Origin of the sequence: Vibrio hibernica (assembly GCF_015223435.1) — a bacterium.
GTDB classification, from domain to species: domain Bacteria; phylum Pseudomonadota; class Gammaproteobacteria; order Enterobacterales; family Vibrionaceae; genus Vibrio; species Vibrio hibernica.
This window is the reverse complement of sequence record NZ_VHKO01000017.1, coordinates 28,728-49,559: the sequence shown is the minus strand read 5'-3', so window position 1 is coordinate 49,559 and position 20,832 is coordinate 28,728. Positions and strand designations below refer to the sequence as shown.

Annotated in this window: 18 protein-coding genes and 1 pseudogene; 7 read left to right on the top strand and 12 right to left on the bottom strand. The window is 41.2% G+C overall.

All coding sequences use genetic code 11. The features are described 5' to 3' along the window. The first annotated feature begins 36 nt into the window (after positions 1-36). Both gntR and FH976_RS08690 read left to right on the top strand, forming a co-directional pair. Entirely contained in the window at positions 37-1,047 is a 1,011-nt protein-coding gene (gene gntR / locus FH976_RS08695; RefSeq protein WP_194090474.1) for a gluconate operon transcriptional repressor GntR, read from the top strand. Positions 1,048-1,164: 117 nt separating this feature from the next. Further along, positions 1,165-1,944, top strand: coding sequence for a TSUP family transporter (locus tag FH976_RS08690; RefSeq protein WP_194090473.1), 780 nt, complete (start codon positions 1,165-1,167; stop codon positions 1,942-1,944). Here FH976_RS08690 and FH976_RS08685 read toward each other — a convergent pair. Continuing rightward, positions 1,895-2,740: a LysR family transcriptional regulator gene (locus tag FH976_RS08685; RefSeq protein ID WP_194090483.1), complete on the bottom strand. Its 846-nt coding sequence runs from the start codon at positions 2,738-2,740 to the stop codon at positions 1,895-1,897. The two genes, FH976_RS08690 and FH976_RS08685, sit on opposite strands and share 50 nt — an antisense overlap. A gap of 274 nt (positions 2,741-3,014) precedes the next feature. On the opposite strand from FH976_RS08685, the gene rplY reads away from it, so the two are divergent. Beyond that, positions 3,015-3,293, top strand: coding sequence for a 50S ribosomal protein L25 (gene rplY, locus FH976_RS08680; protein ID WP_194090472.1), 279 nt, complete (start codon positions 3,015-3,017; stop codon positions 3,291-3,293). A 350-nt stretch (positions 3,294-3,643) separates the two neighbouring features. Here the strand turns inward: rplY and FH976_RS08675 are convergent. After that, positions 3,644-3,855: pseudogene (locus FH976_RS08675) on the bottom strand (DUF1289 domain-containing protein). Positions 3,856-4,077: 222 nt separating this feature from the next. Between FH976_RS08675 and FH976_RS08670 the strand changes: the two are divergent. Continuing rightward, the gene (locus tag FH976_RS08670; protein ID WP_194090471.1) at positions 4,078-4,515 is read left to right on the top strand and encodes an META domain-containing protein; all 438 of its coding nucleotides are present in this window, start codon (positions 4,078-4,080) and stop codon (positions 4,513-4,515) included. Between the two features lie 112 nt (positions 4,516-4,627). On the opposite strand, the gene metE is transcribed toward FH976_RS08670, so the two are convergent. Then, positions 4,628-7,012, bottom strand: a complete 2,385-nt coding sequence (gene metE, locus FH976_RS08665) for a 5-methyltetrahydropteroyltriglutamate--homocysteine S-methyltransferase (RefSeq protein ID WP_194090470.1) — start codon at positions 7,010-7,012, stop codon at positions 4,628-4,630. A gap of 250 nt (positions 7,013-7,262) precedes the next feature. Here metE and FH976_RS08660 point away from each other — a divergent pair, with 250 nt between their 5' ends. Then, complete coding sequence (locus FH976_RS08660; protein WP_194090469.1) at positions 7,263-8,192, top strand: LysR substrate-binding domain-containing protein; 930 nt, start codon at positions 7,263-7,265, stop codon at positions 8,190-8,192. 2 nt (positions 8,193-8,194) lie between these two features. On the opposite strand, the gene FH976_RS08655 is transcribed toward FH976_RS08660, so the two are convergent. After that, positions 8,195-8,395 carry a DUF4250 domain-containing protein gene (locus FH976_RS08655; RefSeq protein WP_194090468.1) on the bottom strand — a complete coding sequence of 67 codons (201 nt, stop codon included), beginning with the start codon at positions 8,393-8,395 and terminating at the stop codon, positions 8,195-8,197. 87 nt (positions 8,396-8,482) lie between these two features. Further along, the gene (locus FH976_RS08650) at positions 8,483-9,163 is read right to left on the bottom strand and encodes a hypothetical protein (RefSeq protein ID WP_194090467.1); all 681 of its coding nucleotides are present in this window, start codon (positions 9,161-9,163) and stop codon (positions 8,483-8,485) included. 286 nt (positions 9,164-9,449) lie between these two features. Here FH976_RS08650 and FH976_RS08645 point away from each other — a divergent pair, with 286 nt between their 5' ends. Beyond that, a complete protein-coding gene (locus FH976_RS08645) occupies positions 9,450-11,870 on the top strand; it encodes a YgiQ family radical SAM protein (RefSeq protein ID WP_194090466.1) in 2,421 nt (806 codons plus the stop codon). 170 nt (positions 11,871-12,040) lie between these two features. Here FH976_RS08645 and kdsB read toward each other — a convergent pair whose 3' ends face one another. The 5 genes from kdsB to FH976_RS08620 all read right to left on the bottom strand — a co-directional run bounded on the left by kdsB (position 12,041) and on the right by FH976_RS08620 (position 18,117). After that, positions 12,041-12,793, bottom strand: coding sequence for a 3-deoxy-manno-octulosonate cytidylyltransferase (kdsB, locus tag FH976_RS08640; RefSeq protein ID WP_194090465.1), 753 nt, complete (start codon positions 12,791-12,793; stop codon positions 12,041-12,043). Further along, a complete protein-coding gene (locus FH976_RS08635) occupies positions 12,793-12,972 on the bottom strand; it encodes a Trm112 family protein (RefSeq protein WP_194090464.1) in 180 nt (59 codons plus the stop codon). The genes kdsB and FH976_RS08635 overlap by 1 nt, the downstream gene beginning before the upstream one ends. After that, positions 12,962-13,960, bottom strand: coding sequence for a tetraacyldisaccharide 4'-kinase (lpxK, locus tag FH976_RS08630; RefSeq protein ID WP_194090463.1), 999 nt, complete (start codon positions 13,958-13,960; stop codon positions 12,962-12,964). Before lpxK ends, FH976_RS08635 begins: the two co-directional genes overlap by 11 nt. Before the next feature lie 89 nt (positions 13,961-14,049). Further along, positions 14,050-15,816: a lipid A ABC transporter ATP-binding protein/permease MsbA gene (gene msbA / locus FH976_RS08625; RefSeq protein ID WP_194090462.1), complete on the bottom strand. Its 1,767-nt coding sequence runs from the start codon at positions 15,814-15,816 to the stop codon at positions 14,050-14,052. Between the two features lie 30 nt (positions 15,817-15,846). Further along, the gene (locus FH976_RS08620; RefSeq protein WP_194090461.1) at positions 15,847-18,117 is read right to left on the bottom strand and encodes a DNA internalization-related competence protein ComEC/Rec2; all 2,271 of its coding nucleotides are present in this window, start codon (positions 18,115-18,117) and stop codon (positions 15,847-15,849) included. Between the two features lie 83 nt (positions 18,118-18,200). Between FH976_RS08620 and FH976_RS08615 the strand changes: the two genes are divergently transcribed. Beyond that, positions 18,201-18,710: a DUF2062 domain-containing protein gene (locus FH976_RS08615; RefSeq protein WP_194090460.1), complete on the top strand. Its 510-nt coding sequence runs from the start codon at positions 18,201-18,203 to the stop codon at positions 18,708-18,710. A gap of 157 nt (positions 18,711-18,867) precedes the next feature. Here FH976_RS08615 and lolE read toward each other — a convergent pair whose 3' ends face one another. After that, positions 18,868-20,112 carry a lipoprotein-releasing ABC transporter permease subunit LolE gene (gene lolE, locus FH976_RS08610; RefSeq protein ID WP_194090459.1) on the bottom strand — a complete coding sequence of 415 codons (1,245 nt, stop codon included), beginning with the start codon at positions 20,110-20,112 and terminating at the stop codon, positions 18,868-18,870. Between the two features lie 2 nt (positions 20,113-20,114). Then, entirely contained in the window at positions 20,115-20,831 is a 717-nt protein-coding gene (gene lolD / locus FH976_RS08605) for a lipoprotein-releasing ABC transporter ATP-binding protein LolD (RefSeq protein ID WP_194090458.1), read from the bottom strand. Position 20,832: the final 1 nt, after the last annotated feature.

The following is a 20,832-nucleotide window of genomic DNA, read 5'->3' as shown; positions in this document are numbered from 1 at the left end:
ATATCGAATCCTTTTATTACATCAATGGCAGTCAATATGGCACCGAAAAAGAAACGACCTACACTGCAAGATGTGGCCAATTTAGTTGGCGTGACAAAAATGACGGTCAGTCGTTACTTACGCAATCCCGAGCATGTTTCGACGACTACGCACAAAAAAATAAATGAAGCGATTGAAACCCTAGGTTATATTCCCAATAAAGCGCCGGATCTCCTTTCCAATGCAAAAAGTCGTGCCATTGGTATTTTGGTTCCTTCTTTAACCAACCAAGTATTTGCTCAAGTCATCCGTGGGATTGAAAGTGTTACCGAAAAAGCAGGTTACCAAACGATGCTTGCGCACTATGGTTACAGTCCAGAAGTGGAAGAGAAACGCGTCGAATACTTATTGTCTTATCATGTTGATGGTTTAATTTTATCGGAAAGCATGCACACCAATAAAACAAAAAAAATGATTGAAACCGCGGGGATCCCTGTGGTTGAGATTATGGATATCACTTCGCCTTTTATCCAACAAGCCGTTGGTTTTGATAATGTAAAAGCGGCTTTTGATATGACGAATACTATCCTGGATTCAGGATATAAAAATATCGTCTATCTTGGTGCTCGTTTAGATGTGCGCACCCAATTGAAATTACAAGGCTATCAACAAGCGGTACTAGCAAGAGGTTTAACGCCTAAAAGTATCATGACAAATCAAGCTTCGTCTTACAGCTTAGGGGCTGAATTAATCCAAAAAACACTTAAAGATTACCCTGAAACGGATTGTGTCTTTTGCACCAATGACGATTTAGCGATTGGTGCTATTTTTGAATGCCAACGCCAGCATATCTCTGTTCCGGAACAAATGGGTGTTGTCGGCTTTCATGGCCATAACTTTGGGCAATCTATGGTTCCTCAGTTAGCCAGTGTGATCACACCTCGTTATAGCATTGGCGAAATTGCTGCCCAAGAACTGCTGAATGCGATCAATGCTGAGGGTGATGCCACATTGCCACAAAAAATCATCGACACAGGTTACACCATTCACAAAGGTGAGAGCCTTTAGTTTCTGTTACTTTTACGACCTATGAATATTAGGAATGATTTACTTTCCACCATTTTGCCAATTGCCTCGTTTCATTAGTGTTATATTGATGACAATTGATTATCTACAGGAAAGAAAATGGACATTTCGCTTCAAGTCATGGCGCTACTAGTTGGTGTTGCAGGAATAGCTGGCTTTATTGACGCGATTGCCGGTGGTGGTGGATTGTTAACATTACCCGCATTACTTGCAGCCGGCATTCCACCAACTCAAGCCTTAGCGACAAATAAACTGCAAAGCTCTTTCGGCAGTTTTTCTGCCAGTTTATATTTTATTCGCAACGGCGCTGTAAAACTTCAATCGATGTGGCTTGCCATTGCATGTACATTTGTCGGTTCCGCCTGTGGGGCACTTGCGGTCCAATACATTGATGCTAGCGTATTAATGAGTTTGATTCCTATTGTATTAATTGCCATCTCTACTTATTTCCTGCTGTATTCTTCTACTCCAAACTCTGATGTCACTCCAAGAATATCTGAAGCTACTTTTGCCTTTGTTGTGGGTGGAAGCGTAGGGTTTTATGATGGCTTTTTAGGCCCAGGAACGGGTTCTATATTCAGCGTCTGTTTTGTTGCACTGGCGCGTTATTCAATTGTTTCTGCCACCGCGCACACTAAGGTGCTCAACTTCACTTCCAATATTGCTGCTTTGGCGTTTTTCATTATTGCAGGTTTACCTATTTGGGAGTTGGGTTTAACCATGGCGGTGGGTGGATTTATTGGCGCACGTTTAGGCGCAAAAATGGTCTTGGGTAACGGTCAAAAGTGGATTCGTCCGTTAGTCATTGTTATGTCTATGACAATGGCTATTAAGATTCTGTGGGAACAACATCCGCAATGGCTTTCATCAGTTTTTTAATCCGTTCATTTCGATAAGTATTCGCTCGGACACATAAGTGAACCGGGCGATATAAAGGCTTTAATTCATCAAAACTAAAACAATACTGAGACTCTATTTTTAACGCATTAATAATGGAAAGTGGCACAAGCGATGCCGCCACCCCACCTAAAGCTAACTGAACACTGGCTGTATAAGAATCCATCTGCATCAAGGGCTCTATTCCCAATTGAGATAAAATATCCAACTGATAGCGGTTGGCCGGATTTCCTAAATCATTGGTTAATATTTTTTTTGGTAACTCAGTCAATGATTGCTGACTCACTATGACAAAAGGTTCTTCCCACAACTGAATTACTTTCAATCCATGGGATGAGGTGATGTAACCCGCGCAAAACCCTAATGTGGCTTGACCTGATTGAACACGCTCAACAATTCTTGGCGTATGGTGCGTAGTAATAGTAATAGCGGAGTCTTGTTGTAAATAATCGCCCATCATTTGATTCAAATAACCGGCCACTAAAGTTTCAGAGCAATCTAATCGAATAAGCGTATCATCTTGCAAAGCATGCTGATCATAAAGTCGGCCTTGTAACTCTTGGAAAGTTGGAGCCACGCTATCAATTAATTCTTTTGCATCTGCCGTTAAACGAATGTAGCGCCCATCTGGCACAATCAATTTTTTTCCCAGCTTTTTTTCCAGTAACGAAATTCGCTTACTCACTGCTGATTGGCTGATATAAAGCTGACTACCCGCTCGACTCATGGTTTTTTCTTGGCTCAGCATTAACAGAGTTTCAATACCCTCAAGTAACATAATAAAGCTAATATCGGTTGGAAATCGGTCGCTCGATAATAACTTAAAATCAGGCGTCAATCACTCTCACCATCATGGTTAATCGCAACGCTTTTTAAGCATGAATAACCAGGTATTTGAAAACGGATATGACTTGCTCAAACGTAGCTTGAATGGTAGTATCCGCGCTCGTTTCAGTCCTTCTTTTATTGATATGGATTTGAAACAACGCTTAATCACAAGGTCGCTATGTGATTAAACATCTTTTAATTTACTAATTTTGAGAGTAAATACTATGAAATTTGAAACAGTAGTACGTACTGAACTAGGTAAGGGTGCGAGCCGCCGCCTACGTCTAACTGGCCAATTCCCTGCAATCATCTACGGTGGTGAAGCTGCGCCTGTATCTATCGCATTGGTTCACTCTGACGTGATCAACCAAATGGATAAGCCTGAGTTTTACGAAGCAATCACTCTAGTAGTTGATGGCAAAGAAGTAAAAGTTAAGCCACAAGATGTTCAACGTCACGCGTTTAAGCCAAAAGTTGAGCACATGGACTTCATCCGCATCTAAGACTACCCGTCTTTGATTCGATTGAATCCACCTTTTGCATAAAAGGAAAAATGAGACTCGAATTTACCACTCGAACCTCAGCTAGAAATAGCAAAAACACAGAAAGCCCGATAGCTACCAACTATCGGGCTTTCACCGTTCTAATATGCTTCAATTTACCACTGCATCATCTTTTAAGCGGCATTCTCAATTTATTGCGTTTATATCAATCAAGTATAAATCCGGCTCAGCGACGAGTTATTCTTGAGCTCGAGAACAAACTTGAGTGCTAGAACAAGCTTAGGTGCTAGAACAAGCTTGGGTGCTAAAACAAACTTCCTTGCGGTGGCAATGGATCTTAATCTATTGATTTAATTGGGGATTTGTTGTCTCTGTGCGAGACGTTTACGATAATAACGTTGTTTACATAATTTAATAATGTTGCGTTGCTCGGCAGGAGTGAAACTTAACCAATTGAAACGCTCTTCTCGTTTACGCATCAACCTTGGCAGAGGCCTTTATCATCGACAGTACAAACGCCAACGCAAGGACTTGGTACGGTAAAGAATTCAAGTTGTTCCATACGTCCTCCTATCCAAAGACTTCATGATTGATTCAAACGATGCCAAACATTAAAGATAACGGTTTATAGTTCGAACGATCTCCGTCATCACTTTGTTATAAAATCAGCGTTCAGTAAATGAATGTAAAATAACAAGGTTAAATTTGTCATCTTCTCTCCCATTTCATTATACTAGCTCCATTGGATGTTTGCTTTTCTCTATCCATTAAATCGGAGACGATAATGAAAAAAATTATTCCTTTAGTTGGATTATCAATGTTACTCGCGGCTTGTTCTTCTCATGATAAAGCGGATTTTGTTACTGCCAGCGATTTACAGCATCATCATTGGGAGCTTTCTGCAATAGATGGCAAACCCGTAGCCAAAAACAAATTAGATAAAGTGGCCGATATTGAAGTAGGTGAAAATCTAAATACTCATGGCTTTGCTGGTTGTAATAGTTATCGTGGAATGGCAGAAATCAATGCTGAAACCGACGAATTTCGTGTCAGTCAAATGGCAATGACAATGAAAATGTGTATGGATGACTCAATGGCGACGGAGCGAGCAGTTGCCAGCACCTTATCGGCTTGGAGCAAGATTGATTTAGATAAACAAACGCTCAAACTTTCCAATGATGAACACACGCTTACCTTCACATTAAAAGATTGGGTGCAATAAGCGCTTTACCTTCTTAGCTGACAAATAAATACAAAAAACACCGATGAAAGTCATTCAGGACTGCATCGGTGTTTTATTTTAGGTGCCAATTCTAGGCTATAACAGATTCTGATTAACTTGCTTTTTGTGTATTCTCACTCACTTGGTAAAGAGCACGTAATGTTTTAGCTGCTTCTACCATATTTTTTAATGACGCTTCCGTTTCTGCCCAATTACGCGTTTTTAAACCACAATCTGGATTCACCCATAAACGTTCAACTGGAATTTTCGTTGCCGCGGTTTCAAGTAAGCTTACAATCCATTCTTGAGTGGGAATATTGGGTGAGTGAATATCGTAAACTCCAGGTCCTATCTCATTTGGGTAATTAAACGCTTCAAAGGCTTTCAGTAACTCCATATTCGAGCGCGAGGTTTCAATGGTGATCACATCAGCATCGAGCGCGGCCACCGAATCAATGATTTCATTAAACTCGCTATAACACATATGCGTATGAATTTGAGTTTCAGGTTTTGCACTTGCCGCCGAAATCTTAAATGCATCCACTGCCCATTCTAGATATGCTTTATGGTCACGTTTTTTCAATGGCAGACCTTCACGAATAGCAGGCTCATCAATTTGGATAATATTAATGCCAGCTTGTTGTAAATCATCAACTTCATCTCGTAAGGCGAACGCTAATTGCTCCGCTATTTGCTTACGGGTGATATCCTCACGAGGGAACGTCCAACAAAGAATCGTGACTGGCCCGGTCAACATCCCTTTCATTTGCTTGGAAGTCAAAGATTGCGCATAGACCGACCAATCTACCGTCATTGGTTTTTCACGCTCAATATCCGCCACAACAATTGCCGGTTTGACGCAACGAGAACCATAGCTTTGTACCCAACCAAATCGAGTCACTTGGAAACCGGCTAAATTTTCAGCAAAATATTCCACCATGTCGTTACGCTCTGCTTCGCCATGTACCAATACATCTAAATCTAATGCTTCTTGGCGTTTAACGGCGTCTTGAATATGACCTTTTAACGCTTGTTGGTAATCCACTGCATTAAGCTGACCACTACGGAATGCACTACGTTGTTGGCGAATTTCAGCGGTTTGCGGAAATGATCCAATCGTCGTTGTTGGCAATAATGGTAAACCGAGTACTTTCGCTTGATGGTGAGCGCGCTCTGCGTATGGCGCGCTGCGTTCGGTCAACGCTTTGGTTAGCCCATTTAGTCGCTGTTGAACTTGTGGCTTATTCACATGGGTCGCCGTTAAGCGATCCTTAATCGGTTGGCTGTACGTTTCGCATGCCGCTATCGCATGACTATTTCTATCCAATGCTGCGCCAAGTAAACTCACTTCATTAAGTTTTTGTTTTGCAAAGGCGAACCAGCTTTTTACTTCTTCAGTTAATTCCGTTTCTAACTCTACATCAATGGGGCTATGCAATAATGAACACGAACTCGCCAACCATAATTTATCACCTCGTTGTGCTTTTAACGGCTGCAATTTTTCTAACCAAGATTGCAGATCCGCACGCCAGACATTACGGCCATTAATCACGCCGACAGACAATACCCAATGATGCGGAATGGTCGAATTCACGGCATCAAGTTGCTCTGGTGAGGCGGACAAATCAATGTGTAAACCGTCAACGTTTAACTCAACAATTTTCGTTAAATTATCTTCTACAGAATCAAAGTACGTGGTGAGCAACAACTTTACGTCGCCGCCAAGAACTTGATAAGCCAATTTAAAAGCATTGGACCATTTATCCTCTAGTTCTAAACTTAAAATTGGCTCATCGATTTGTACCCACTCGACACCCAACGATTTTAATTTACTCAATATCGCCTGATAAGCAGATAACAATCGTGGCAATAAACTCAAACGCTCAAAGCCATTTTCGACTTCTTCGCTGTTCACTTCCTTGCCAAGATACAAGTAACTCAAAGGGCCAAGTAAGACCGGTTTAACATTGTGACCGGCTTGAATAGCTTGGTTTACTTCATCAAATAATTGCGGCCAACTGACTTTAAAACTGTCGCCTTCGCTAAATTCAGGCACGATATAGTGATAGTTAGTATTAAACCATTTAGTCATATCAGAGGCAGCAGCGCCATTGCTGGCATCACTATGAGTGGAGCTACAACCACAGCTTTCACCATCTAATGCAGATTGACCACGTGCGACTTTAAATAAAGTATCAAGATCCGGGGTGCCACCATTAGAATGCCTTGCTGGAACATGTCCAACGAGAAAACTGGTGGTCAATACATGGTCATACCATGCAAAATCGCCAGCGGTAACATAACTTAAGCCACTAACCGCTTGATCGTTCCAATGACGCTGACGTAGTTCACTGCCCACTTGCTTGAGTTGAGCTTGATTAATGTCCCCTTTCCAATATTGTTCTTGCGCAAATTTTAGCTCTCTCTTATCTCCAACACGTGGGTAACCGAGAATATGAGTGATGGTTTTATTATTAGAATACGTTGCTGTGGTCATGCTGAATTCCTTATCTAAAAAAGTAAATAGGTCCACCTGCGAACTGCTTAATCAAGCTGTCTGGATGGCTAAATAATCACTCTTTGATCTAACATGAGCAAACGCTATTCATTCACATTGATTATGAAAAAACCTCATGAGTATAATCTTCTCTCTCCATACTTAGACATCTAGACGTTTACAATATGAGTTTTAGCGAGTACTTTATGAACATACCGAAAGGAATCAACTGATGTGATGAGGATTATTCATGATTGAGATAAAACATTTAAAAACACTCACCGCTTTACGTGACACAGGATCGCTAACTGCAACCGCAACCACACTGCATCTCACTCAATCTGCATTGTCTCATCAAATAAAAGATCTAGAGTCTCGAATCGGTGGACAATTATTTTTACGAAAAACTCGCCCGGTAAAATTCACATCAGAAGGAACGATTTTATTAAAACTCGCTGAAGACGTATTACCAAAGCTTGCTCGAGCGGAAAATGATATTGCCAGTTTAAAAGAGGATGTAAATGGTCGATTACACATGGCAATTGAATGTCATTCTTGCTTCCAATGGCTAATGCCAGCACTCAAAGAGTATCAAGTGACCTGGCCAAGCGTTACCTTGGACTTTTCATCAGGCTTTGGTTTTGAACCTCTTCCTGCTTTGGTCTCTGGTGAATTGGATTTAGTGATTACGTCTGATATTCAACCGAGATCTGAGGTGCATTACGAGCCCTTGTTTGATTTTGAAATGCGCTTAATCACCGCGACCAATCACCCACTCGCCGACAAAGAATATATTACGCCTGAGGATTTGCCCCACTTCACTATGTTGTCTTATCCTGTGCAAAAGCAGCGTTTAGATGTCGTAAAACACTTTTTACAACCAGCAGGAATTGAGCCAGCTAAGTGGAAACAGGCGGATAATACCTTGATGTTGGTACAAATGGTGTCGGCAGGTTTAGGTGTGGCAGCTTTACCTAATTGGGCAATTAGTGAATTTTCTCGTCAAGGGTTAATTACCAGTAAACCGCTCATTTCTCATGCTCCCAATAACACAGGGTTATGGCGTAGGCTTTTTGCCGCCGTAAGAAATTCAGAAAAAGATAAACGTTATTTAGAGGCATTCTTCAGCACCGCTAAACAGCAGTGCCAAAGTCATTTAGATGGGATAAAAATGGCCTAAGATTACCGAGAATAAGCTTTAAACTGATTGGTGAGTGGATCGTATTGATACCCTAATACATCCAACTTACCAATCAGATCTTCAATATCCATTTCATACATACTGATCAGTTCGTTGAAGCTATCGCATTCTAAGCGTAATTTTTCGTTCACAATTCCAAGCAAAATCACACTATCAATGCTTTTTACATTACTTAAATCCATTGTAACTCTCCTGCTTATCAGACTATATAAATAGCTTAATAAGCATAGACCGAGAGAGACAAATTTTCTGTGATCATTGGCTATAAGTTAAAATTGAAAAAGCAAAGCACTAAACCCGATCACTGATGTTAAGCAAACAATAAAACCACAGAAAGGCTGAGTTTTTTGAATGGTTTGTTGGGTAAATAAGTGCCAACTAGAAAAGACAACACTCGCAATTAAGGACATGTAACACACCATAAGAGGCACGATAATTTGATTTACATAGCTCATGCTGTACTGAAAAGCTTGCAGCAAAACCACAACAGTGATGAGGATTGCACCAATAATCACAGCAACTGGTAATAATCGGTGGAAAGCTTGCAATCGAGTACGAGCGAGCAGTAAGAAGAAATGACTCAAACTTGCCCCCAATATCACCATAACAACCAACATGAATAGCATATTGCCCCAGTCGCCCGCCAACATCAGTTGTATATTAAAAATACTTGCTGCTGCGATGGCAAAATACAACAACCAAATAGGACCAGAGTCACGAGTTTTACTCACTTTTACCTGAGAGAAAAAAAACAACATTAACATACCGACGAGAGTCAGCGGCCAGTATAGAAAACCTAATACTAACCAACCGAGCGCAATGATCGGCAATTGTTTATGGATACGACCACGTTGCCCCGGGCAAATATCACCTTTCAGCAATATCAGTAATAAAATAAGTTGAGCCCCAAGTAACATGGGTGGAATAACACTCAATAAATAAGTAAACATAATTAATTCAATTATCCAGCAGTCATCTTTTAAGTGCCGCAAACTCTACCAAAATTGAGGATAAAAATCTTGAACAATTAAAGCCTATAATTCTAGAACAAAAAACACCCAACAAATCAGTTTATTGAGTCAATAATTATGCAATTTATCGCCAGTAATGGTTAGATCTCATCAACATATAGCCCTTGATAGTGCAGGGCTATAACCAAGAAAATAGTTCTCTTTTACCCTAGTGGTTTACCCCTGAAATCTGTATACTTCGGCATCCCAAATTAGAGGTCGATTTATGTACAGTGACATCCCACTTTCATCCAAGCCAACACCGATCAATCAATATCCAAAGTATTGGGCGGAATGTTTTGGCCCTGCTCCGCTCTTACCGACCAGTCGAAAAGAAATGGAAGCCCTTGGTTGGGATAGCTGCGACATCATTATTGTAACGGGTGATGCTTATGTTGATCACCCAAGTTTTGGCATGGCAGTGATCGGTCGCCTGCTTGAAGCGCAAGGTTTCCGCGTTGGAATTATTGCTCAGCCTAAGTGGGATAATAAAGACGATTTTATGCAGCTCGGTCAACCAAACCTCTTTTTTGGTATTACCGCTGGCAACATGGACTCCATGATAAATCGCTACACCGCCGACAAAAAGCTTCGTCACGATGATGCTTACACACCAAATAATGAGGGTGGTAAACGCCCTGATCGTGCAGTATTGGTTTATTCTCAACGCTGCCGTGAAGCTTACAAAGAAACGCCAATTATTTTGGGTGGTATTGAAGCTAGTTTACGCCGTATCGCACATTATGATTATTGGTCAGATAAAGTTCGTCGTTCAGTATTATTTGATGCAAAAGCCGACATTTTATTATTTGGTAACGCGGAACGTGCATTAGTTGAAGTGGCGCATCGCCTTGCCAACAATGAATTGGTTTCAGACATGACCAACATTCGTGGTACCGCGATTAATATTGCTGCCGCACCTGAACACTACAATGTGATCGACTCGTCTCGAATTGAAAAACCAAGCAAAGCTGTCTTTGTTGCTATCAATCCTTATGAAGTCGAAAGTAATTGCGATACACAATCTAAAGATCAACAAGCAGAAGATGCAGCGAAAAATGCGGTTCAAATAGTAGAAATGCAACCTGCGCCGATCAAATTAGATCGTAGGCCTCGTCATGATTCAAAAACGACAGTCGTACGTTTACCACCTTTCGAAAAACTCAATAACGATCGTATCTTGTATGCTCATGCTAGTCGCGTGATGCACTTGGAAACCAACCCTTATTCTGGTCGTGCTCTCATTCAAAAACACGGTGATCGTGAGTTGTGGGTCAACCAAGCACCGATCCCTCTTTCCACAGAAGAAATGGACTTTGTATTTGGTCTTCCTTATGCACGCGTTCCACATCCGATGTATGGCAAAGCGAAAATCCCTGCCTATGACATGATTAAAACATCGGTCAATATTATGCGTGGCTGTTTTGGTGGTTGTTCTTTCTGCTCAATTACGGAGCATGAAGGCAGAATCATTCAAAACCGTTCGCAAGAATCTATTTTGAATGAGTTAGAAGAAATTCGCGATAAAGTTCCAGGATTCACTGGTACCATTTCCGATCTTGGTGGCCCAACAGCAAATATGTACCGATTAGGTTGCTCTGATCCTAAAGCAGAAGCGAACTGTCGTCGCCCATCTTGCGTATTCCCAGGAACATGCAACAAGTTAGACACCGATCACCAGCACACCATTAATTTATACCGCGCCGCTCGTAAAGTGCCAGGAATAAAGAAAGTTCTGATTGCTTCTGGTGTGCGTTATGATCTTGCGATTCAATCGCCTGAATACGTTAAAGAGCTAGTCACGCACCATGTTGGTGGTTATTTGAAGATTGCACCAGAACATACTGAAAAAGGCCCATTAGATAAAATGATGAAGCCGAGTATCAGTGCATACGATACCTTCAAAAATATGTTTGAAAAATACAGTAAGGAAGCGGGTAAAAAACAATATTTGATCCCTTACTTTATTTCAGCCCACCCCGGCGCTGAAGATGAAGACATGTTGAACTTAGCGTTATGGCTGAAAAATAATAACTTTGAGTGTGATCAAGTACAAAACTTCTATCCATCACCAATGTGTAATGCAACGTCTATGTATTACTCAGAAACCAACCCATTAAAACGCGTTAAATATAAGCAGCGTGAAAATATTGTAGTTGCCAAAGGTGAACGTCAGCGTCGTTTGCATAAAGCTCTACTTCGTTATCATGATCCAGCTAACTGGCCGATTATTCGTGAAGCTTTGATCAATATGGGTAAAAAACATTTAATTGGTGATAAGCCAAGTTGCTTGATCCCAACAGAAGATTCGGTTGATGTCTTAACGCCGGCGCAGCGTCGCCAAACGGGTCGTCATGGGGCAAAACGTTTTGCCACTAAACATACCAATTTCACCAGTAAAAACGGTGGAGGCCAGCCTGACATTCGTAAAGAGCATGAGCGTAAAGAAAAAGAGCCTAAAGCTGGCGGCAAGAAAAATACGGTTAGTCAGACTAAAAAGCCAATAACCGCTAAAAGTAATTCTAAGCAAACACCCTCTACCCAAAATAAGACAGGCGCAGGGAAAGCAACTTCAGCAGGTAAGGCGCACACGGGTAACAAGCCAATGAATAATAAAGCACCGAACAGAGCTAGGCAGCCATTTTAAATTAATGTCATCTATCGCCTAATATCAAGCCAGTAATACATAATTTACAGGTTTGATATTTCTAGGTTATGTTTTCTAAACGCTATTTTCTAAGGCGTGTTGGGATTAAAAAAAAGCTCAGTTCAAACTATGAACTGAGCTTTTTTAATTTCATTCAATCAGCGCTAAATTTACTCTTTTGCGATGATCTTACGCACTAACTCTAAATCTTCGGGTGTATCCACCCCTGCTGCTGGAGCTTCTTTTGCTACGGCTACATGAATTTTTTCACCGTACCAAAGCACGCGTAATTGCTCTAATGATTCGATTTGTTCGAGCGCGCTAGGCTGCCAACTAATATAAGTATTGATAAAGCCAGCACGATAAGCATAAATACCTATATGGCGCATTAAGGCATTCTTCACTATTTTAGGATCGCTCGCCCAAGCATCACGATCCCAAGGAATAGAAGCGCGGCTAAAATATAAAGCATAGCCATCTTTATCGGTGACCACTTTCACGGCGTTGGGATTAAACACTTCACTTTCATGTGTTATTTCGACTGCAAGTGTCGCCATTGGCGCAATACTATTCGCAAGGTTATTAGCAACTTGCTTAATAATACTTGGCGGAATCAAAGGTTCATCACCTTGAACATTAACAATAATGTGAGCATCGGCAATCGCCATTTTTTTAATCACTTCCGCTAGACGTTCAGTGCCCGATTGATGATCGGGTGATGTCATACAAACTTCACCACCAAAGCTTTCCACTACCGATTGAATACGGGCATCATCCGTTGCCACAATGACACGTTCTGCGCCAGATTGCATAGCTTGATCGTAAACCCGCTGAACCATAGGCTTGCCAGCAATATCCGCTAATGGTTTACCCGGCAGACGAGAGGACTGGTAGCGAGAAGGAATAACAACAGTGAAAGACATTATCTGCCCTCATCCATCGCTATTTTACGCGCTTCCACTTCAAGCATCACAGGAATGCCTTCTTTGATTGGATAAGCAAGGCGATCAAACTTACAAATAAGCTCTTGTTTTTCTTTATCCAATATCACTTTGCCTTTACATACAGGGCACGCCACTATTTCAAGTAATCTATGATCCATAACCGCTTTTTACCTTAATAATTTTTTGAATAATTCGTTGTGTACTTTCTTCACTGATATTGGCAGAAACCGGTAAATACCACCAATTCTCTTGTGCAAATTGATGACATTTAACCGCATCTTTTTCCGTCATGATTAGGTTATGTCCTTGCTTGGCCAATTCATTCAATTCAGATTGATCAAAATCTTTATGATCGGCAAAGCCTTGAGTTTTTACTACCTGAGCACCTAAATCATTTAAAGTTTGAAAAAATCGCGGTGGATGGCCAATACCAGCAAAAGCAACAAGCTGAGATAACTCTGTAACGGATTTTTTTTCGCCCGTTTTTAGGTTTACCGCTAAACTTGGTTTCAAACTCATCGAGATTTCATGCCCTTGAGCATTCCCGCCATTGGTAATAAGAAAATCGACTTGCTTTAAGCGATCTAACCCTTCACGTAATGGGCCAAATGGAATGAACTGCTGATTACCAAAACGGCGCTTTCCATCAATGACGATAAACTCAATATCACGCTGTAAGGCATAATGCTGTAAACCGTCATCGGTCACAATAATATCCACACCTTGTGCTTCCAATGCCTTAACCGCTTGACTGCGCACAGGATCAACGACAACAGGCACCCCTGTTCGACGCTTTATCAGTAGAGGTTCATCTCCAGATTCGGCTGGCTTTGAATCTGATTGCACCACAAATGGGTATTCTGCCGCTTTACCGCCATAACCTCGCGATACCACGCCAGGTTTAAAACCAAGTTCTAATAAAGTTTCCACTAACCAAATCACAACGGGCGTTTTACCATTACCACCTGCCGTGATATTACCGACAACCATGACTGGAAGACAGGCACGGTAACTGAGTTTATCTCCAGATGAAAACTGGTTGCGACGACGTTGGCTAATCCATTTAAATAAGAGGCTTAGAGGCCATAGCACGGGTGATAATAAAAAGCCCAACCAGTGGCGTTGAAACCAAATTTTTTCAATCATATTCTGCAGCATCCATGATTACATTGGTTTTACCCTCTATATGATTGAACTGATTAGAGGCAGCGGCAACTTCAAATAGGGAACATGAATTACTCACCGAATTGAATCCGGTGTAGTTGTGCATACGCCCCATCTTTTTCAATCAATTGAGCATGATTACCACGTTCAATGATTTCACCTTCATCAACAACTAAGATTTCATCAGCACTTTCAATCGTTGATAATCGGTGCGCAATCACTAATACCGTTTTATTCTTTTGAAGTTCATCTAAAGCGGCTTGAATAGCTCGTTCTGATTCAGTATCTAACGCCGATGTCGCTTCATCTAAAATCAGCACCGGAGAATCACGCAGTAATGCACGAGCAATAGCTAAACGTTGGCGCTGACCACCCGAAAGGCTGGCACCGTTCTCACCAATCATGGTATCAAAACCTTGATCCATGCCTTCGATAAATTCCGTGGCATGCGCTAATGTCGCAGCCTGTTTGATTTGTTCGATGGTGTATTGGTCTTGTGCCGCATAAGCAATATTGTTGGCAATCGTGTCATTAAATAAATGCACATTTTGCGAAACCAAAGCAAACTGCGTGCGTAAGTTTGACAAGGTATAATCGCGGATCTCGGTGGCATCGAGGAAAATTTCACCTTCATCAATATCATAAAAACGAGTAAATAAGTTCGCAATAGTACTCTTACCAGAACCAGAACGGCCAACTAAGGCGACTGTTTTACCCGCTGGTAGATCAAAGCTGACGTTGCGTAATGCTGGAGAGTCTTTACTTGGGTAAGTGAAGGTAACATCTTTTACTTTAATATTGCCTACCGCTTTCGACTTTTCAAACTTACCGTTATCTACTTCCGTCTGCATTTCAGTTAAACCAAATAAAGTTTGACACGCAGCCATCCCTTTTTGGAAATCAGAAGTTACGTTCGTAAGTGATTTAAGTGGGCGCATCATCGCAAACATAGCAGAGAAAATAACCGAAAAAGTCCCCGGGGTTAATTGCTCTTTAATCGAATCAATACTAGCAAGGTACAGTACGACGACGAGTGCTATTGAAGCAATCACCTGAATAATTGGGTTTGCTGCCGCCTGCGCCGAAACCATTTTCATGGATTGTTGACGCATTTGATTACTCACTTTATCAAAACGTTCTTTTTCAACATTCTGACCGCCATAACTGAGTACAACTTTATGACCTTTTAACATTTGTTCGGCTGATGAGGTAACGTGCCCCATCATATTCTGCATATTTTTACTGATCTTACGAAAACGCTTAGAAACCAGCCCTATTGCCCAAGCCACAATAGGCGCGACTGCAATCAAGACAATCGATAACTGCCAGCTGTTATAAAACATTAAGAATAGTAAACCAATAATACTCGCGCCTTCACGCACAATACTCACTAATGCTTTACTGGTAGCAGAAGCAACTTGTTCAGAGTCATAAGTAATACGAGACAATAACGAACCCGTCGATTCTTTATCAAAATAACTAACGGGCATTTCCATGAAGTGATTGAATAGCTTGCGGCGCATTTGCATCACCACATTACCAGACACCCAACTTAAGCAGTAAGTCGATACAAACCCACTCAAACCACGAACTATCATCATCCCCATAACGATAAGTGGTAGGATTTTCAAGAAATTAGATTCGGTACTCCCAAAGCCTTCATCCAGCAATGGCTTTAGTAATGACACCATGTAAGTATCACTCGCGGCATTAATAATAAGCGCGATACTGGCAACAATAAGACCCGCTTTATAAATGCTGATCATTGGCCATAATTTTTTAAAGGTTTGGAACGTGCTTTCGTCTTTTTCCAATATCGTGTCTTTTTGGGTAGTCATAGAGGCTTATAATTTAATAGACAATTGCTATCATTCTAACCCCTTATGCACAATCTGCCTATACCAAGGGTCATATTGCTGCTGCCTTAATGACCGAATAGACCAATTGTTTTCTTCAAATTGGATACTGATTTGCCCTGCATTCTCTGTATCCCACCAGTTTATACCTTGATCCTTATATCTTTGCTTCACAATCGGTGATGGCAGGCCCCATTGATTATTTTTCGCTAAAGACGCAATAGCCATCTCGGCATGAGTCTGTTGCACAAAATGGATAGACGATGAGGTTTTGCTCCCATGGTGTGGGACAATAAGAATATCGGACGGTAGAATAGAAGAATATTGATACGAATTTCTGGCAATTAGCATTTCTGAAAGAGCATCAATATCACCGGTAAGTAATACACTATATCGACCATCTGTGATTCTAATGACACAAGAATGCGGATTATAAGCACGAGGCACTAACTTAGGAGGCCATATTACGGTAAACGTAAGTTGCTTCCATTTCCAACGCTCTCCTGCAATACAAGGTTGATAACCAATGATCGTTTGACTGCTCCGTTTCCATTTTGGCTTTAACGCTTTCTCTATAATGTCTCTACCACCAGCATGATCTGAGTCGGTATGGCTAATGATCATCCCCTCAAGTTGATCAATCCCTTTTTGTTGCAACACAGGTAAAATAACGGATTGTGCCATACTACCACCCTCCCAACGATTACCAGTGTCATACAACACCCATTCTTTTTTCTGCCCAATCAATATTGCGAGTCCTTGCCCTACATCCAACACTTCTACCTGCCACTTAGCCGAAGGTTTGAATCCATAGTAAGTCATCGTTCCAAGAATGCTTAATCCTACAAAACTTCGATACCAACCTAGATATTTAACAATTAATAGCAATACCGCTATCAGTAATGCACTGTAAGCCCAAACATGCGAAGCTAGGATCCAGCTGCCTTCTACTTCTTTCATCACAATGAAAACAGGCGAAAAGCTCCAATCAGCCAATTGCCATAACGCTTTTGCCCAATCAAACGGCAATCCTATTGCCGTGAATAGAGTCATTATCAAGGCAATAAAAACAATCGGAACCGTGAGTAAACTCACCCACGGAACCACAATAATATTCACCAAAGGTGACACCCAACTAAATCCGCCAAAAATGAAAGTCGTCGTGGCAACCAAACCGATAAATAAGCCAAGTTGGATAATGCAAACATTGATAATTTTAACCAACAACGTACGAGATTTTGATTGAGTTTTGACCCAAAACCATGACGACATATAAATCACCATCACAGCAGAAAAAGATAACCAAAAGCTTGCCAATAGAACCGCGAAGGGTTGAACCACTAAGATAATCGCTAAAGAAAATAATAACACTTGCCATAGCGACCAATGAATATGGATTACATTACGAAATAGAAAGCATAAACCGAAAATAAACGCTCGCTCTGTTGGCAACGAAAAGCCAGCTAAGTAGGCATAGATCCCCGCACATAAAATAGCCAAACCATAAGGTAAAAAGTAAGCCACTGGATCAAAATGGCTATAGATAAAAACTAGGCTCATCAATCTCTTGCCTAACCACCATCCGATAAAAAATGCTAAGCCAATATGTAACCCTGAAATAGCCATCAAATGAGATAAACCACTATCTCTGAGCCATTGCCAATCTTGCGATGACATTGATGCGCGCTCACCAAAACTTAATGCTAATAAATAAGGTGCTGCATTCATATTTGAAATCATAGATTCCGCTTGTTGGTGCAGCCAGTTACGCGGCGATCGGCTATCTTGACGTTTGTTATTTTCGAGTGATTTGGTATCAACAACGGCTTTCGCATGCCAACCATTCGCAAGGTAATATTGTTCACTGTCGAACCCAGCTTGATTCAGCTGGCCGATGATTGGTTTAAGAGTAACTTTAAATTGCCACTTTTCACCCAATTGAGGAAGTGAAGACGATATGCTGTCAGAATTGTGAGGCAGAAACACATTAAGCTTAGGAACATACCACCACGGTAAAGGTTGATGGTTTATCTGCCTCACCTGAAGAGTAAATTTACCGCCATGATTCTGTGATTTAAAAAAATCGGAAACCTGACCTTTTATGATAATATCATCGCCACGTTGAAAGAGGGTTTGAGTCATTAAACTGAAGTTATTGGCTTGCGTGATCACAACTAAGCAGCCTAAAATCAAACCACGCGACCACTTAGCGAAAGCCCAGTGAGTGAAGTAGCTAATAATAAAAAGAAAAACAATCGGTACTAGCCAGAACAATGTCGGCATCCATGGCCAAAATGCACCACTTGCGATGCTGATAATAAAACTGAGCAGATTCCAATTGCGATTAATGTGAGCCCCCCTGACTTATGCCAAAAAAATTAATTAAACGTTTTATGCCCGATCATGAAACGATAAAACGCCAAAAAGCCTTAAAGATATTTGGCTCTGTTTTATACAACCCAAATTTATGGTCTTTGAACCGACGCTCTGCAGCCGGCGCTTTTGCTGTGGGTTTATTCATTGCGTTTATCCCTCTTCCAAGTCAGATGATCATGGCCGCGGGAGTCGCGATTTTATGTGGTGTAAATTTACCATTATCCGTTGCGTTGGTATGGGTAAGTAATCCGCTAACGATGCCAATCCTCTTCTATTTTGCCTATCGTATTGGGGCTTGGATAATGCATACACCACCACAAGATTTTCATTTCGAATTGTCGTGGAATTTCTTCATAGAACAGCTTCATACTATTGGCCCGCCGTTGCTACTTGGCTGCTTTATCTGTGGTCTTGTATTATCTATCGTCGGTTACTTTGGTATTCAAGGCTTATGGCGATATTCGGTAGTACGAAGCTGGCAAAAACGTCGTTTACGATAACTGATTAACGTTAAAATTAAGACCTCTACATCAAGACAAAATAGGAGACATAAAAAAAGTGCTATCCAGTTAAAGTTCTTGATGAACCAAACTGATAGCACTCTTATTTTTAAGACTCGATACTCGTCTTACTTATCTTAGATTTCTTACTTAACCTTTACTTAGCACTCAAAACCGTCGCTGGGTTCAAGTTACTCGCACGAGATGCCGGATACCATGTGGCAAGTAAGCTTAATGTGATAGCCGTTCCCGATACTAGAAAAACATCAGACCACACCACTTGCGATGGTAGAAAATCAATAAAATAGATATCTCCAGACAAAAATTGATGCCCTATTAATGTTTCTAGACCTTGTATTAACGGCGTTAGATTCATAGCGACTAGAATGCCAAATACACTCCCGACAATACTACCAAATACGCCAGACAATACGCCATACCAAATGAATATCCGCTTTATCAAGCCATCACTTGCGCCCATCGTTCGTAGAATCGCAATATCAGAAGCCCTATCTTTCACTGCCATCATTAAGGTTGAGACAATATTAAAACTTGCTACGCCAATGACTAGCACCATCACTAAGTACATGATTGTGCGTACCATTTGAATATCATGATGTAAAAAGCCATACTTTTCTTTCCAGCTTTTTAAATACGCATAAACTGGGATTTGAGATCCTACCTGACGCACCACAATATCCGCATTGAAAACATCACGAACCTTCAATGAAACGCCCGTCACACCATCGCTCAACTTCATATATTGCTGACCATCTTCTAATGGTATTAACACCAAACTATGATCAATTTGCCCACCAAGATCTAAAAAGCCAGTAACCGTTAAACGTACACGTTTAGGAGCACTTAATTGCGCCGTATTCGTTGTATTACTCGGCGGGATCAATACGGACACGGAATCCCCTACTTTTACGTTAAGTTTATCCGCAACCCCTCTTCCTAAGATGATTTGTTGCTGATCGGGTCTGAAATTTTGCCACGCATTCTTGTCAACATAATGAGACATTGTTGATACTGCACGTTCAAAGCTCGCATCGACAGCACGCACTTCAACCGCTTTTAATTTGCTGCCTCGCTCGATCAAGGCAGTAAATCGAACATAGGGTGCAACCGCTTTAACATCTTCATTCTTATGCGCAATTTTTGCAACTTGCTGCCAATCATTAATCGGGCCTCGTACGCCTTCAATTTCTGCTTGAGGGATCACCGACAACACACGATTCTCTAATTCACGTTCAAAGCCATTCATCGCAGACAAGCCAATGATGATCACGGCAACACCAACGGCGATGCCTAAAGTAGAAGATAGCGATATAAATGAAACTAATTTATTCCGTTGTCTTGCTCGACTAAATTTCTTACCAATAAAAAAAGATAACAACATCGTTATTGACCCATCAAACTATCGGCCGTAGCATCACGGCTCACAGACCAGTCTAAAATGCCATCTTGCATGGTAAATTGCTTATCCATTTTTTGCGCAAGATCATCATCATGGGTAACCACCAAAAATGCTGTACCAAAATCGCGGTTTAACTGACGCATTAAATCGTAAATGCCTAACGCTGTCGTTTGGTCTAAATTCCCCGTCGGTTCATCGGCAAGCACCAAATCTGGCTTATTCACCAATGCACGAGCAATCGCAACACGCTGTCTTTCTCCGCCTGATAATTCAGAAGGCCTATGTTCAAGCCGATGTCCTAGACCAACTCGTTCTAGTACATCACTTGCCATTTTTTTAGCTTGCGCAGGTTTAGTTCCACCAATCAATAAAGGCATCGACACATTTTCGAGCGCCGTAAAATCAGCTAACAGGTGATGAAACTGATACACAAAACCAATATGTTGATTGCGCAATTTTGCTTGCTTATTAGCACTTAAACTCAATAAAGATTGATCAAGCAATATCACATCGCCTTTTGTCGCACTGTCTAATGCACCTAATATATGCAGTAACGTACTTTTCCCTGAACCTGACGAACCGACGATCGCTAAAAAATCACCTTTCTGAATGTCCAGACTGACGCCTTTTAATACTTCAGTTTCAAGGCTACCTTCACGATACGTTTTACACACGCCATGACAGCTTAATAATGATTTCATA